At 70.8% G+C, this 15,206-nt stretch carries 13 protein-coding genes and 1 tRNA gene; 7 read left to right on the top strand and 7 right to left on the bottom strand.

All coding sequences use genetic code 11. The features are described from left to right. Positions 1-105 precede the first annotated feature (105 nt). Both pyk and PSH25_RS00415 read left to right on the top strand, forming a co-directional pair. A complete protein-coding gene (pyk, locus tag PSH25_RS00410) occupies positions 106-1,554 on the top strand; it encodes a pyruvate kinase (RefSeq protein WP_238657035.1) in 1,449 nt (482 codons plus the stop codon). Further along, the gene (locus PSH25_RS00415) at positions 1,551-2,435 is read left to right on the top strand and encodes an acyl-CoA thioesterase (protein ID WP_124822511.1); all 885 of its coding nucleotides are present in this window, start codon (positions 1,551-1,553) and stop codon (positions 2,433-2,435) included. Before pyk ends, PSH25_RS00415 begins: the two co-directional genes overlap by 4 nt. 69 nt (positions 2,436-2,504) lie before the next feature. On the opposite strand, the gene PSH25_RS00420 is transcribed toward PSH25_RS00415, so the two are convergent. After that, the gene (locus PSH25_RS00420; protein ID WP_238657036.1) at positions 2,505-3,173 is read right to left on the bottom strand and encodes a YceI family protein; all 669 of its coding nucleotides are present in this window, start codon (positions 3,171-3,173) and stop codon (positions 2,505-2,507) included. Between the two features lie 267 nt (positions 3,174-3,440). Here PSH25_RS00420 and PSH25_RS00425 point away from each other — a divergent pair, with 267 nt between their 5' ends. After that, positions 3,441-3,905, top strand: coding sequence for an RrF2 family transcriptional regulator (locus PSH25_RS00425; RefSeq protein WP_091407884.1), 465 nt, complete (start codon positions 3,441-3,443; stop codon positions 3,903-3,905). 315 nt (positions 3,906-4,220) lie between these two features. Then, positions 4,221-5,207 carry a sulfite exporter TauE/SafE family protein gene (locus PSH25_RS00430; RefSeq protein WP_238657043.1) on the top strand — a complete coding sequence of 329 codons (987 nt, stop codon included), beginning with the start codon at positions 4,221-4,223 and terminating at the stop codon, positions 5,205-5,207. 529 nt (positions 5,208-5,736) lie between these two features. Here PSH25_RS00430 and PSH25_RS00435 read toward each other — a convergent pair. Continuing rightward, positions 5,737-7,176, bottom strand: a complete 1,440-nt coding sequence (locus tag PSH25_RS00435) for a pyridoxal-dependent decarboxylase (protein ID WP_238657037.1) — start codon at positions 7,174-7,176, stop codon at positions 5,737-5,739. 241 nt (positions 7,177-7,417) lie between these two features. Between PSH25_RS00435 and PSH25_RS00440 the strand changes: the two genes are divergently transcribed. Continuing rightward, on the top strand, positions 7,418-9,664 hold the full coding sequence (locus tag PSH25_RS00440) for a rhamnogalacturonan lyase family protein (RefSeq protein ID WP_274526793.1): 2,247 nt from the start codon (positions 7,418-7,420) through the stop codon (positions 9,662-9,664). A 199-nt stretch (positions 9,665-9,863) separates the two neighbouring features. Here PSH25_RS00440 and PSH25_RS00445 read toward each other — a convergent pair whose 3' ends face one another. Next, entirely contained in the window at positions 9,864-10,874 is a 1,011-nt protein-coding gene (locus PSH25_RS00445; RefSeq protein ID WP_372492684.1) for an LLM class flavin-dependent oxidoreductase, read from the bottom strand. 72 nt (positions 10,875-10,946) lie between these two features. Beyond that, complete coding sequence (locus PSH25_RS00450) at positions 10,947-11,426, bottom strand: Lrp/AsnC family transcriptional regulator (RefSeq protein ID WP_238657039.1); 480 nt, start codon at positions 11,424-11,426, stop codon at positions 10,947-10,949. An 83-nt stretch (positions 11,427-11,509) separates the two neighbouring features. Here PSH25_RS00450 and PSH25_RS00455 point away from each other — a divergent pair, with 83 nt between their 5' ends. Next, on the top strand, positions 11,510-12,688 hold the full coding sequence (locus PSH25_RS00455; RefSeq protein ID WP_238657040.1) for a trans-sulfuration enzyme family protein: 1,179 nt from the start codon (positions 11,510-11,512) through the stop codon (positions 12,686-12,688). Positions 12,689-12,691: 3 nt separating this feature from the next. Here PSH25_RS00455 and PSH25_RS00460 read toward each other — a convergent pair whose 3' ends face one another. From PSH25_RS00460 to PSH25_RS00470, 3 genes are all read right to left on the bottom strand, one after another. Next, a complete protein-coding gene (locus PSH25_RS00460) occupies positions 12,692-13,342 on the bottom strand; it encodes an NAD-dependent epimerase/dehydratase family protein (protein ID WP_238657041.1) in 651 nt (216 codons plus the stop codon). Positions 13,343-13,427: 85 nt separating this feature from the next. Beyond that, positions 13,428-14,177: a helix-turn-helix domain-containing protein gene (locus tag PSH25_RS00465; protein WP_238657042.1), complete on the bottom strand. Its 750-nt coding sequence runs from the start codon at positions 14,175-14,177 to the stop codon at positions 13,428-13,430. Positions 14,178-14,213: 36 nt separating this feature from the next. Further along, positions 14,214-14,288, bottom strand: a tRNA-Leu gene (locus tag PSH25_RS00470). Between the two features lie 97 nt (positions 14,289-14,385). Here PSH25_RS00470 and PSH25_RS00475 point away from each other — a divergent pair. Further along, positions 14,386-15,009, top strand: coding sequence for an ANTAR domain-containing response regulator (locus tag PSH25_RS00475; RefSeq protein WP_130402813.1), 624 nt, complete (start codon positions 14,386-14,388; stop codon positions 15,007-15,009). Positions 15,010-15,206 lie beyond the last annotated feature (197 nt).

Below are 15,206 nucleotides of genomic sequence, written 5' to 3' on the forward strand. Positions count from 1 at the left end.
GCGGTTCCGCCCGCCGGCCCGACGCGCACCGCGCGTCGTTGGACAACTGTTCCGCTGCCTGCAAGGGGTCGGCCCCGAGTCCGACCTGAAGGAGAGACTAGCCTGATGGGCGTGACACGCCGCGCGAAGATCGTCTGCACTCTTGGTCCCGCCACCTCGTCCCCGGAGCGCATCCGGGGTCTCGTCGAGGCCGGCATGAACGTGGCGAGGCTCAACTTCAGCCACGGCAGCCACGCCGACCACGAGGCGGTCTATCGACTGGTCCGGGAGGCGTCGGAGGCAGCAGGTAAGCCGGTCGCCGTCCTCGCCGACCTGCAAGGTCCCAAGATCCGGCTCGGTCGGTTCGCCGACGGCCCCCACGAGTGGCGCACCGGTGACTCGGTCGTCATCACCGGTGACGACATCATCGGCAGCAAGGAGCGGGTCTCCTGCACCTACCGCAAGCTGCCGCAGGAGGTGAAGCCCGGTGACCGGCTGCTGATCGACGACGGTCGCGTCGCCGTCGAGGTCACCGACGTCACCGGCAACGACATCCGCTGCCTCGTCACCGAGGGCGGCCCGGTCTCCAACAACAAGGGCGTGTCGCTGCCCAACGTGGCGGTCAGCGTGCCCGCCATGTCGGACAAGGACGCCGAGGACCTGCGCTTCTCCCTGGGTCTCGGTGTCGACCTGGTGGCGCTGTCCTTCGTCCGCTCGGCCGAGGACATCAAGCTCGTGCACAACATCATGGCCGAGGAGGGCGTGTTCCGGCCGGTGCTCGCCAAGGTCGAGAAGCCGGAGGCGGTGGAGCACCTGGAGGCCATCGTGCTGGCCTTCGACGGCGTCATGGTCGCCCGCGGCGACCTCGGTGTCGAGATGCCGCTGGACGAGGTCCCGCTGGTGCAGAAGCGCGCCGTGCAACTGTGCCGGGAGAACGCCAAGCCCGTCATCGTGGCCACCCAGATGCTCGACTCCATGATCGAGAATTCGCGCCCCACCCGGGCCGAGGCCTCCGACGTCGCCAACGCGGTGCTCGACGGCGCGGACGCGGTCATGCTCTCCGGCGAGACCAGCGTCGGCAAGTACCCGGTGCTCACCGTCAGCACCATGGCCAAGATCGTGACGACCACCGAGGCCGGTTCGATCGGGGTGCCGCGGTTGCAGCACGACCCGCGTACCCACGGTGGAGCGCTCACCGTCGCCGCCTCGTCGATCGCCCGGGCCATCAACGCCAAGGCGCTCGTCGCCTTCTCGCAGACCGGCGACACCGTGCGACGGCTGTCCCGCCTGCACTGCGACCTGCCGCTGCTGGCCTTCACGCCGGTCCCCGAGGTGCGCGACCAGCTCGCCCTCACCTGGGGCGTGGAGACCTTCCTGATGCCGTTCGTGCAGCACACCGACGACATGTTCCGCCAGGTCGACCAGGCGCTGCTCGGCCTCGACCGGGCCAACCCCGGTGACTACGTGGTGATCGTGGCCGGTAGCCCGCCCGGCACCCCCGGCTCGACCAACACGCTGCGCGTACACCAGCTCGGCTCGCTTGTCGACGCCGCGTCGGCGCGGGCCCTGCAGTGAGCGACGGTCGGGTCGCGGTCGGCCAGGCGGCGGTGGACCAGCTGCTGGAAGTGCTGGACCTCGACCCGACCGGGGAGATGACCTTCCGGGGGATGAGCCCCCCGGTCGGCCCACAACGGGTGTACGGCGGCCAGGTCGCCGGTCAGGCCCTGGTCGCCGCCGGCCGCACCGTCGACCCGGAGCGGTTCGTGCACTCGCTGCACGGCTACTTCGTCCGCCCCGGCGACCCGGTCGAGCCGATCGCGTACGAGGTGGAGAACATCCGCGACGGCCGGTCCTTCTCGGTCCGCCGCGCGGTCGCCCTCCAGCACGGCAAGCCGATCTTCTTCATGTCGGCGTCGTTCCAGCGGGCCGAGGAGGGGCTGGACCACCAGGCCCCGGCCCCGCTGGACGTACCACCGCCGCAGGACGTGCCGACGATGACCGACCGGCTCTCCCGTTACCCCGAGCGGCTGGGCATCTGGGGCCAGATCCCCCGACCGATCGACGTGCGCTACGTGGGCGAGCCCGGCTGGGTCCGCCCCGGCGACCGGCCCGCCGACCCGCACCAGCGGGTCTGGATGCGCATCGACGGCAAACTGCCCGACGACCCCCTGCTGCACGCCTGCGCGCTCACCTACGCCTCGGACCTCACCCTGCTGGACTCGGTGCTCTCCGTGCACGGCGAGGTGTGGGGGCCGGGCGGGTTGGTCGGCGCGAGCCTGGACCACGCGCTGTGGTTCCACCGGCCGTTCCGGGCCGACGAGTGGTTCCTCTACGACTGCCTGAGCCCGTCGGCGTCCGGCGCGCGGGGGTTGGCCACCGGCCGGATGTTCACCACGGACGGCCAGCAGATCGCCAGCGCCGTCCAGGAGGGTCTGCTGCGCCGCGTCGGCGCCTGACGCTCTGGCTCATCCCCGCCAGGTAGCTGTCGCTCATCCCCGCCAGGCCTCTGGCGGGGATGATGTGGTTCAGGCCTGGTGGATGGCTTCCCCGGCGATCTCGATCTGCACCGTCCTGCCGACCAGCACCCCGCCGCTCTCCAGGACGACATTCCAGAGCAGGCCGTAGTCCTCACGGTTCATCTCGGCCGTCGCGCTGAATCCGAAGATGTTCTGCCCGTACGGATCCTGACGGGCGCCACCAAAATTCACCTCCAGGTCGACGGCCCGGGTGATTCCCTTCACGGTCAACTCACCGGTGAGGACGAATCGTCCGGGAATACCGTCGGACTGCGGCGGAACAATGTGACTCCGGCCTCGTCCGGCCAACCGATGGTTGCGCAGACGCGCCCACTGGAATATGGGGTCCTCGTTGCCCTGCCATTTGATGCCGGTGCTTCGATATTCGAGGGTGGGAAAACGCTCCACGTCGAGGAAGTCGGCACTCTTCAGATGCGTGTCCCGGTCGACGCTCCCGGTGGTGATGCTGGCCGACATGATGGTGGCCGTCACGGAGGAGAGCAGCGGGTCCTCCGCCACGAAGATCTGCGCCGTGGCCTCGGCGAACTCGCCGCGCACCGGGCTCACCATCATGTGCCGGGACAGGAAACCGATCCGCTTGTGCGCCTGATCGAGAAGATAGGTGCCGGCAACCGGGATGGTCATGCCATCCCAGGTGCGTGTGGCGACATCGGTCATCGTGTTGCCTTCCCCCCGAGCACACCCGGGTGTTTATCAATATGTTGCTGGCGGCCGGGTAAACGGCCGGACATTCGTACTCCCGCCCAGCATAGGGACGCTCCGGACCGGCATTTCGGCCGCCATCGTGCCGTGGATCATGACGTACTTCACCGGCCCCTGCCGGTGGGCCGGACGGGCAGCGGCAGCGCTACTTTCCATCGATGCGCGGCCGATCGGCCGAGGGTCGGCCGCCCGGCCGGTTGACCAGGGACTAACCTTGCCGACATGCGCCTCTCCGCCCGGGTCGACTATGCCCTCCGCGCGGCCGCCGAGCTTGCCGCGACGGCCAGCGGCCCCGGGCGCGGCCGGCCGGTCACGGCCGACCAGATCGCCCGCGCCCAGGAGATCCCCCCGAAGTTCCTGGAGAGCATCCTTCTCCAGCTGCGCCGGGGCGGCATCGTGCACGCCCAGCGCGGCCCGGAGGGCGGCTACTGGCTGGCCCGCCCCGCCGAGGAGATCTCCCTCGCCGAGGTCATCCGGGTGATCGACGGGCCCCTCGCCCACGTACGCGGGCAACGCCCCGAGCAACTCGGCTACCACGGCCCGGCGCACGCCCTCCAGGAGGTCTGGATCGCGCTGCGGGCGAGCGAACGGGAGATCCTGGAGTTGGTCAGCGTCGCCGACGTCGCCGCGGGCACCCTGCCCGCGCGCGTCACCGAGCTGGCCGCCGACCCACGCGCCTGGATCTGACCGCAGGCTCCGCGTCACCTGGCTGCCGACCCGTGCTCGGCTCTGTTCGCCGGCTCGGTGTCACCTGGCTGCTGACCCGCGCTTGGGTCTGTGCGCCGGCCCGGTGTCACCTGGCTGCCGACCTGCGTTTGGGTCTGTGCGCCGCTCCGCGTTACCTGGCCGCTGACCCGCGCGCTTCGGTCTGTGCGCCGCTCGGTTCCGGCCCGGCGCACCCCGCGCAGCGTCCCATCCACCGATCGGGGGCTTGACCCTGGCTGCCCCATCCCGCATTGTCGACCAAGTCGATAGGAGATGCCGAAAAGTCTGGGGGCGCTCGTGCGCAAGCTGTTGGTCCTCGCTCTGGTCGGGCTCGTCGCGCAACTGATCGATGGTTCGCTCGGCATGGCGTACGGCTTGACCTCGTCCACTCTGCTGCTGGTCGCCGGGATCGCCCCGGCCACCGCCTCGGCCTCGGTGCACCTGGCCGAGATCGGCACCACGTTCGCCGCCGGGGTCGCGCACTGGCGGTTCGGCAACGTCGACTGGCGGGTGGTGACCCGCATCGCCCTACCCGGCGCGATCGGCGCCTTCGCCGGCGCCACCCTGCTCAGCTCGATCTCCACCGAGGCCGCCGCACCGTGGATGGCCGGCATTCTCTTCACGCTCGGCGCGTACCTCCTGGTCCGCTTTGCCCGACCGCTGCGCACCGACCGGGCCGGCGGGCGGCTACGCGGTCGTTTCCTCGGCCCCCTGGGCCTGGTCGCCGGCTTCGTCGACGCGACCGGCGGCGGCGGATGGGGCCCGGTGGCCACCCCGGCGCTGCTGGTCTCCGGCCGCATGGAACCCCGCAAGGTGATCGGCTCGGTGGACACCGCCGAGTTCGTCGTGGCCGGTGCGGCCAGCATCGGCTTCCTGATCGGGTTGGGCGCGGAGGGATTCCTGCTCCCCACCGTCGCCGCCCTGCTCATCGGCGGGCTCATCGCCGCCCCGCTGGCCGCCTGGCTGGTGCGAATCGTGCCCGCCCAACTGCTCGGCGCGGCCATCGGCGGGGTGATCGTGCTGACCAACGCCCGCACCCTGATCCGCTCCGCCGAACTGGACGGTCCGATCCGCCCCGCCGTGTACGCCCTGCTGGCCGCCGGCTGGCTGGCCGCCCTGGTGCTGGCCGTGCGCGCCCTACGCCGTACCCGCCGCGCCCGCGCCGCCGAGGCCGCCAGCGCTTCTCCCGCCGCCGCTGCCGTCGCGTCCGCCACTACCACCCCTGCTGCTGCGGAAGAGGTCCCGACCGACCTGGCCGCAACGGGTACGCCCACCCGGCGCTGAACCCCGTTCGGCCCGCCCGCCGGCCGATGCCCGGTCAACGTCGTCATCGCCAAGGTCGAATCACCAAGATCGCGCAACATCCAGGATGTAATGCCCTCCCGGCGCTTGGTAGCCACTACATCCTGGATCGAGCGTGACCTTGATGGCCGGGGCGTCGCCCACACCCGTCGCGCCTCGCGCCTCGCGCCCCCGTCGCGCGCCTTGCCTCGCGCCTTGCCTCGCGCCTTGCCTAGCGCCTTGCCTCGCGCCCCGTCGCGCGCCGTGCCTCACCTGCCGCAAGATCGCGCTACATCCAGGATGTAGTGCCCTCCCGGCGCTTCGTAGCCACTACATCCTGGATCGAGCGTGACCTTGACGGTGGTGGGCGCCCAGACCCGCTTCCGGTCGGTCGGGCACGGTGTTCGTCGTCAAGATCCGCGCAAGATCAGGATGTTGCTGTCTCTCGCGCGTCGGAGGCAGCAACATCGGCGAAGTTGCGCGGATCGGGGTGCGAGGGCGCATGAGACGTCGGAGGGCGGGGCGACGGCGGTTAGGGGGTGGGCAGGGCATCGGCTGCCTTGGAGAGCAGGGCCCAGGCTTCGTCGATGTGCGCTTCGGTGGTCTGCGGTGAGCCGACCGCCAGCCGCAGCGTGTAGCGGCCGGCGACGCGGGTGTGTGTCAGGTGTACGCGTCCGGTGGCGTTCGCCGAGGCCAGCAACGCCGCATTGGTGTCGTCGTCGGCGCGCAGTCGGAAGCAGACCAGGGAGAACGGGTGCGCCGCGGCCAACTCGAACCGGTCGTCGGCGCGGACCCGCTCGGCGAACCGTTCGGCCAGTGCCACCCCGGAGCGGATGTGCGCCCGCAGTCCTTCGGCGCCGTACCAGCGCAGCACGAACCACAGCTTCAGGGAGCGGAACCGCCGCCCGAGCGGCACCTGCCAGTCCCGGTAGTCGATCACCGCGCCGGACTCGGAGGCCGCGTTGCGCAGGAACTCCGGCAGTACGGTCAGCGCGTCGATCAGTTCGGCGCGGTCGGCCACCCAGAACGCGTCGCAGTCGAAGCCGGTGAGCAGCCACTTGTGCGGGTCGAAGCAGTAGGAGTCGGCGTACTCCAGGCCGGCGTGGGACCACCGCAGTTCGGGGCAGACGGCGGCGGCGCCCGCGTACGCGGCGTCCACGTGCAGCCAGATTCCGTACTCGGCGCAGATGGCCCCGATCTCGGGTAGGGGGTCGACGGCGGTGGTGGAGGTGGTGCCGATGGTCGCCACCACGATGGCCGGTACGTCGCCGGTGGCCAGGTCGGCTTCGATCGCGGTCCGCAGCGCGCCCGGGAGCATCGCCTGGGTGTCCGGGTCGACGTCGATCGACCGGACCCCGTCGCTGCCCAGCCCGGCGATCCGTACCGCCTTCTCGATGGACGAGTGCCCGTGGATGGAGGTGTAGGCGCGGTAGCGCCGGTCGATGCCGGTGTGCCGCCAGCGGCCGCCGCTGGCCCGGTGCAGTGCGGCGAGGGTGGCCACCAGCGTCGCCGAGGAGGCCGAGTCCTGGATGACCCCGCCGCCGGTGCCGGTGGAGCGGAACCGTGGTGGCAGGTCCAGCAGGTGGGCCAGCCAGTCCATCATCACCGTCTCCAGCTCGGTGCAGGCCGGGCTGGAGGCCCAGAGCATGCCCTGCACGCCGAGCCCGGAGCTGACCAGGTCGCCGAGCACGCTCGGGCCGGAGGTGTTGCCCGGGAAGTAGCCGAAGAAGCCCGGGTGCTGCCAGTGGGTCAGTCCCGGTACGACGATCGAGTCCAGGTCGGCGAGGATCGCCTCGACGGGTTCGCCGCCGGTGGTGGGCGGCTCGGTGGGCAGGGCGGCGGCGACCGTGCCCGGGGGGTCGGCCGGGGCGACCGGTCGTTGTTCCACTGTCGCCCAGTAGTCGGCGATCCAGTCGACGACGGCGTGGCCGGCGCGACGGAACTCGGCGGGGTCCATGTGGTGAGCGTTCATCCGGACGAGTTGATCAGGCATCGATCGCGGGGGCAAGACCCCGACCCAACGACAACCATCGATGTTGCGTGGCGGAAAGCGCTTGCCTTAGGATCGCGGTGAGTCGGATCCGTGAGTTCCAGGGCGTTTCACCCCGATCAGATCGCCGTCCGCCGCCGTCGCGGCGGGATTGGTCCACTGTGCTTCCCCGGGCAGGGCTGGTGGGCCGCAGCGATCACCACCGGATCCCCGGAGGCAGTGCATGCACCCGTCCAGACATCGGCTGATCCTGCTCGCCGCCACGACGGCGGCCACCGTCGTGGCCGGCACCCTCGGCACGGTCGTCGCCTCGGCCGCCGCCGTCGGCTGCCGGGTCGACTATCAGATCACCAACCAGTGGCAGGGCGGCTTCGGCGCCAACGTCACCGTCACCAACCTCGGCGACCCGGTCAACGGGTGGGCGCTCACCTGGTCGTACGCCGTGGGCCAACAGGTCACCCAGGCGTGGAACGCCACCGTCACCCAGTCCGGTGCCCAGGTCACCGCGCGCAACGTCGACCACAACGTCGCCATCGCCACGAACGGCAGCGCCGCGTTCGGCTTCAACGGTTCGTGGACCGGCAGCAACCCGGTGCCGACCAGCTTCGCGCTCAACGGCACCACCTGCACCGGCGCCCCGCCCACCGGCGAGCCGACCACCCCGCCACCGACCACCCCGCCGCCCACCACGCCACCCCCGACCACGCCTCCGCCCGCGGCCGGGGTGGTGCAGATGGAGGACCTGGACCGAGGGCTGGTCAGCGTCCGCTCCGGCAGCGGCAACCTGGTCTCCTGGCGGCTGCTCGGCACCGAGACCTCCGGGGTGGCGTTCAACCTCTACCGCGGATCCACCAGGGTCAACGCCAGCCCGATCACCGGCGCCACCAACTACCTCGACAGCGGCGCGGCGGCCGGCTCGGCGTACACCGTGCGGGCCGTGGTGGGCGGCGCCGAGCAGGCGGCGTCGGCGCCGGCGTTGCAGTTCGGCGCGGGCTACCTGGACGTGCCGTTGCAGGTTCCGGCCGGGGGCAGCACCCCGAGCGGCGAGAGCTACTCGTACAGCGCCAGCGACGCCTCCGTCGGTGACCTCAACGGTGACGGCAGCTACGAGATCGTGCTCAAGTGGGAACCGTCGAACGCCAAGGACAACTCCCAGTCCGGCTACACCGGCAACGTCTACGTCGACGCGTACACACTCACCGGCGCCCGGTTGTGGCGGGTCGACCTGGGCCGCAACATCCGGGCTGGCGCCCACTACACCCAGTTCCAGGTGTACGACTACGACGGCGACGGCCGCGCCGAGGTGGCCATGAAGACCGCCGACGGCACCCGCTCCGGCACCGGTCAGCTCATCGGTTCGTCGTCGGCGGACCACCGCAACTCCAGCGGTTACGTGTTGTCCGGCCCGGAGTACCTGACCATGTTCAACGGTCAGACCGGCGCGGTCGCCTCCACCGTCAGCTACGACCCGCCGCGCGGCACCGTGTCGTTCTGGGGTGACTCGTACGGCAACCGGGTGGACCGGTTCCTCGCCGGCACCGCGTACCTGGACGGGCAGCGCCCCTCGCTGATCATGGCCCGGGGTTACTACACCCGCGCGGTGATCGCGGCCTGGGACTTCCGCAACGGCACGCTGACCAAGCGCTGGACGTTCGACTCGAACTCCTCCGGCAACGGCGCCGCCGCCGGTCAGGGCAACCACCAGCTCTCCGTGGCCGACGTCGACGCCGACGGCCGCCAGGAGATCGTGTACGGGGCCGCCACCATCGACGACAACGGCCGGCTGCTCCACTCGACGGGCAACGGCCACGGCGACGCCATGCACGTGGGGGACCTGGACCCGGGCCGCGCCGGCCTGGAGGTGTTCAAGGTCGACGAGGACGCCAGCAAACCCAGCTCCTACTTCGCCGACGCCCGTACCGGTCAGGTCCTCTGGTCCACGCCGGCGTCCGGCGACAACGGCCGGGGTGTCTCCGCGGACATCTGGGCGGGCAGCCCCGGCGCGGAGTCGTGGTCGTCAGCGGTCGCCGGACTTGCCAACACCAGGGGGCAGAACGTGGGCCGCAAGCCGTCCTCGGCCAACTTCCTCGCCTGGTGGGACGGCGACCCGGTGCGGGAACTGCTCGACGGCACGAAGATCGACAAGTACGGCACCGGCGGCGAGACCCGGCTGCTCGACGGCAGCGGGGTGGCGTCCAACAACGGCACCAAGTCCACGCCGGCGCTCACCGGCGACATCCTGGGCGACTGGCGCGAGGAGGTGATCTGGCGGACCACCGACAGCCGGGCGTTGCGCATCTACAGCACACCCACCCCGACCAGCACCCGGATCTACACCCTGATGCACGACCCGCAGTATCGGGTGGCCGTCGCGTGGCAGAACACGGCCTACAACCAACCGCCGCACCCGGGGTTCTTCATCGGCAACGGAATGGGCACCCCACCCACGCCGGACATCCACCTACGGTGATGCACCCCTGGCGGTCCCGAGCGGGGTCGCCTAGGGTGGCAGGCACCGGGCCGCAGCCGCGGAATCCGCTCAGCTCCGGCCCGGTGCGCCACACCGCGGCATTCCCAACCCGTCCCGACCGGGAATGCCGTACCACCACCGGCACCAACATTAGGCACCGTCCGGGTCGGCAGGGTGACGCTGACGTGAAGATCGTGTTTCACGCGCCCTGGCGCAGACCGCCCGCCACCTGCTCGGCGATCAACTCGTACGACCGCACCCGGTCCTGCACGTCGTACACCAGCGTGGTCAGCATCAGCTCGTCCGCGCCGGTGCGCTCCACCAGCTCGGTGAGCTGCCGACGCACCGTCTCCGGCGAGCCCATCGCCTGACCGTCACGGCGCGCCACGACGAACTCCCGCTCGATCTCCGAGTACGGGTACGCCGCCGCCTCGTCGGGCGTCGACAACGGCTCCGGCCGCCCGGAGCGCAACTTCAGGAACGACAGGGCGCTCGGCCCGGCCAACCATTCGGCCCGCTCGTCGGTCTCCGCGCACACCGCGTTGACCGCCACCATCGCGTACGGCTTGTCCAGCCACTGCGACGGCCGGAAGTTCTGCCGGTACAGGGCCAACGCCGGCAGGGTGTTCTGCGAGCTGAAGTGGTGCGCGAAGGAGAACGGCAGACCGAGCAGGCCAGCGAGCTGGGCGCTGAAACCGCTGGAGCCCAACAGCCACACGGCCGGCTGCTCACCGCGGCCCGGCGTGGCGATGATCTGCCCCGGCTTCTCCCCGCTGAAGTAGTTCATCAGGTCCGTCAGCTCGCGCGGGAAACCCTCCGCCGACAGGCCCTCCATGGTGCGCCGCAACGCCAGCGCGGTCACCTGGTCGGTGCCCGGCGCCCGCCCGATGCCCAGGTCGATCCGACCGGGGTGCAACGCCTCCAGGGTGCCGAACTGCTCGGCCACCACCAGCGGCGCGTGGTTGGGCAGCATCACCCCGCCCGAGCCCAGCCGGATCGTCGACGTGTTCGCCGCCAGGTGTGCCAGCAGCACCGCGGGGGCGGAGCTGGCGATCGCCGGCATGTTGTGGTGCTCGGCCACCCAGAACCGGTGATAGCCCAACTCCTCGGTGCGGCGGGCCAACTCGGTGGTGGCCTGCAACGCCGCGCCAGCGGTGGTGCCCTTGGCGACCGGGGCAAGATCAAGAACAGACAACGGTACGGTGATCACACGGTCAGCCAACCCGTCGCCGGCCGGCTTTGTTCCGGCATACGGGTTTTCGTCGGCCACCTCACCCGCCGCTCAACCCACCCCGCGCGCCTGCTCGAAGATCAGACTCGTCTGCGTGTGCTGCACCACCGGGTCGACCGCCAGGTGGTCCAGCACGAAGTCCCGCAACGCGTCGCCGGACGCCGCCCGCACGTGCAACACGTAGTCCTCCGCACCGGCCACGTGGAACACCGACACCACCCCCGGCAGCCGCACCGACCGGGCCCGGAACGCGTCCACCGCCGCCCGCTCGTGCGCGGTCAACCGCACCGACACCAACGCCTGCAACGGCAGACCGAGCGCCGCCGGATCCACCTCGGCGTGGAAACCGCGGATCGCACCGCGCTCGCGCAGCGCCCGGGTACGCGTCAGGCACGTCGACGGCGCCACACCCACCCGCTCGGCGAGGGCGTTGTTCGGCAGCCGGCCATCCGCGGCCAACTCGGTCAGGATCGCGCGGTCCACCTCGTCCAGGGCCGGATACGGCCGCACATCATTCGGCTCAGGGGGCATCCCGCCATCCTCACCCGAACCCAGCACCGACACAAACGCTATTCACAGAATCATCTGCCGAACTGTTGCCCACCAACCGCAAGATGTTCGACGCTACCGCCATGACAACGATGGACACCCGGGCCGTGCACGCCGGCCGCGACGACCTCCGCACCCTCGGCGTGCACGTACCACCCATCGACCTGTCCACCACCAACCCCCTGCCCTCCGTCGACGACGGCGGCGCCGCGTACGAACAACTCGCCACCGGCGGCACCCTCCCCGCCGACGGCAGCGCCGTCTACCAACGGCTCTGGAACCCCACCGTCGCCCGCTTCGAAACCGCCCTCGCCGAACTCGAAGGAACCACCCAGGCCGTCGCCTTCGCCAGCGGAATGGCCGCCCTCACCGCCACCCTGCTCGCCGCCGCCCACGACGACCGCCGGCACGTCGTCGCCGTCCGACCCCTCTACGGCGGCACCGACCACGTTCTCGCCACCGGCCTGCTCGGCACCACAGTCACCTGGACACGCCCCGACGACGTCGCCGCCGCCATCCGCCCCGACACCGCCCTGGTCATCGTCGAGACACCCGCCAACCCCACCCTCGACCTGGTCGACATAGCCGCCCTCGCCGCCGCAGCCGGTGACATCCCGCTGCTTGTCGACAACACCGTCGCCACCCCCGTCCTGCAACAACCCGCCCGACACGGCGCCACCCTCGTCCTGCACAGCGCCACCAAGAGCATCGGCGGGCACGGCGACGTCCTCGCCGGCGTCGTCGCCTGCGACGACACCTGGGCCGTCCGCCTACGCCAGGTCCGCGCCGTCACCGGCGCGATCCTGCACCCCCTCGGCGGCTACCTGCTGCACCGCGGCCTGCAAACCCTGCCGCTGCGCGTCCGCGCCCAACAGGCCACCGCCGAAAAACTCGCCGGCTGGCTCGCCAGCCACCCCGCCGTACACCGGGTGCACCACCCCTCGGTGCACGACCCGGCGGCGCTGGTCGGGCGACAGATGGCCGGACCCGGCAGCCTGCTCGCCTTCGAGGTACGCGGCGGCGCGCCCGCCGCGGCCGCCGTCGCCGGCGCCTGCCGCCTCATCACCCACGCGGTGTCCCTCGGCGGCGTCGACACCCTCATTCAGCACCCCGCCTCCCTCACCCACCGGCCGGTCGAGGGCGACGCCAAACCCGCCGCCGCCCTGCTGCGCCTCTCCGTCGGCCTCGAAGACCCCGAGGACCTGCGCGCCGACCTCGCCCACGCCCTCGACACGATCGCCTGACCCTCAGCGCAGCTCGCAGTTGCCCAACACCCGCACGGGCGAACCCTGCCGAGCCACCCGCAACATCGCCCGACCGATCCCGTCGGTAGTGGTGACCTGGTTCGGCAGCAACCGACGCAGCACCGGAAACAGCGGACGGGTGGCCGCGTACGCGAACCGGTACCACCGCGTCCTCGACACCGCCCCGTACGTCGGCTGGATGAACCCCGGCCGCGCCGCGTAACCGTTGGGCAGCAGATCCATGATCGCGTTCTCGGCACGACCCTTGACCCGCGCCCACATCACCCGACCCTGACCCGACGAATCGGTCCCCTGACCCGAGACGTAGACGAACGTGACCTGGGGGCTCACCTCCGCGAACAACCGCGCCGCCGCCAACGGGTAGTCGTAGCTGACCCGCGTGTACGCGGCCTCGTCCAGACCCAACGAGGACACCCCCAGGCAGTAGAAACACGCGTCGACCCCGGTCAACTCCGCCCGCACCGCGTCCAACTCGCCCACGTCCGCGACGGTCAGCTCCCGCAGCTTCGGATCCTGCCGACCGGTCGGCCGCCGACCGACAGTCAGCACCTCCCGCACGTCATCGGCGAGCAGGCACTCCCGCAACACGCCCTGACCGACCATCCCGGTCGCACCGAAGACAACCACCCGCATCAGATCCCACCCCTGTCGTCGCCCACCGCCACCGGCCATCCGGCCGCGCGTCAGCCAGGCTGCCACGGTTGGCGTGATCGCGCGGTCAGGACTTGGGGCCGACGTGCCGGTCCAGCGTGGCGACCGCGTTGCGTCGCGCCACCGACAGCGAGTTGCGCCGGTTCATCCGCCAGGCGACGCCGAGCAGGTCGAGGCTCCACTGACAGAGCGCCATGATGTCGGCCGACTCGTTGACGAACATGTAGCGCGGGTAGACGTACCCCTTGCCGCGCACTGTCACCCGGTTGGCGACGCGGCAGCCGTCGGAGTGGAACAGCCCACGCAGGAAGTCGCCCGGGTGCCGTTCGAGGATCGGTCGCTGCCAGTCGGCCAGGACGATCGGACGCTCGTGCTTCTTACCCGGGCCGTGCTGCGGGAGGAGGCACGGCCAGTGGGTGCCATAACTCTGCACGCCGACGCAACCCTGTTTCTGGACCCGTTGCACCTTCGACGCCAACACGGCCCGCATGGCCACGTCGCACGCCTCGATCAGGCCGGGCCAGGCATTGGAACAGTAGATGCGCAACACCGGGACGCGTGCCGTCGTCACCAGGTGGCCGTCGCCCAGGTAGAGACCGAGGAGGTAGGCGTATGCCTTGGGATCTGTCGGACTGTCGACATCTTCGCGGCAGCGGAAACACCGGAGCTGCGTGCCCTGGAACTTCGCTTCCGGCCGGTCGTTGCACCAGTGCCAGACCGTCCGATAGGGCAGACCGACAGCCCGAGCGGTGTCGGCGACAGTGCCGCCAGCGAGGAAGAACTGTCGTGCGCGGGCACGGACCTCAGGTGGATGCACGAGGTCATCCTCGAACACCCGTACGACATTAATTTGTGCCCTCGGTGGGATTCGAACCCACACTGTATGGAGTTTGAGACCATTGCCTGCTGCCAGTTGGGCTACGAGGGCGCTTCCCTGATTCAGCCCTGACAGGATACCCACTACGCTGAGGGCGGCGACACCCGGCTGGGCGGGTGCCGCGTTCGAACTGGTGGGGGTAGGGCTGGTGGCTGAGATGCCGACGGATGCCGAGCGCAGGCGCGTACTGATCGCCGAGGACGAGGCGCTGATCCGGCTGGACCTCGCCGAGATGCTGGTCGAAGAGGGTTACGAGGTGGTGGGGGAGGCCGGTGACGGCGAGACAGCCGTGCGCCTCGCCGAGGAGTTGAAGCCCGATCTCGTCATCCTCGACATCAAGATGCCGATCATGGACGGGCTGGCCGCGGCCGAGCGCATCGCCGGTGCCCGGATCGCCCCGGTGATCATTCTGACCGCGTTCAGCCAGCGTGATCTGGTGGAGCGGGCGCGGGCGGCGGGCGCTATGGCGTACCTGGTGAAGCCTTTCCAGAAGAGCGACCTGGTCCCGGCGGTGGAGATCGCCCTGTCGCGGTACTCGGAGGTCGCGGCCCTGGAGGCGGAGGTCGCGAGCCTGACCGACCGCCTGGAGATCCGTAAGTCGGTGGAGCGCGCCAAGGGCGCGCTGATGACCACGTACGGGATGACCGAGCCGCAGGCGTTCAAGTGGATCCAGCGCACGGCCATGGACCACCGGATGACCATGAAAGAGGTCGCCGAGCGGATCCTCGCGGAGACCGCCGGCGGCGAGGTGTCGCAGCAGCCGACCGTCTGAGCGCTCCTGGTGACAACGGGCTGCGCCGGGCCACCGTGCGCGGGGTCTGGTGGTTAGCATCGACCGGTGTCCGTCCGACGGGTGATCGCGGTGTTCGGCCTCTTCGCGCTGCTGCTCGCCGGGTGCGACGGGCCGGCCGCGCCGAGCGGCGGGGGGTCGACGCCGGCCACCGCGCCGGCACTGCGGCCGGGTTGGCA

The sequence above is a fragment of the Micromonospora foliorum genome (genome assembly GCF_022229015.1).
GTDB classification, from domain to species: domain Bacteria; phylum Actinomycetota; class Actinomycetes; order Mycobacteriales; family Micromonosporaceae; genus Micromonospora; species Micromonospora foliorum.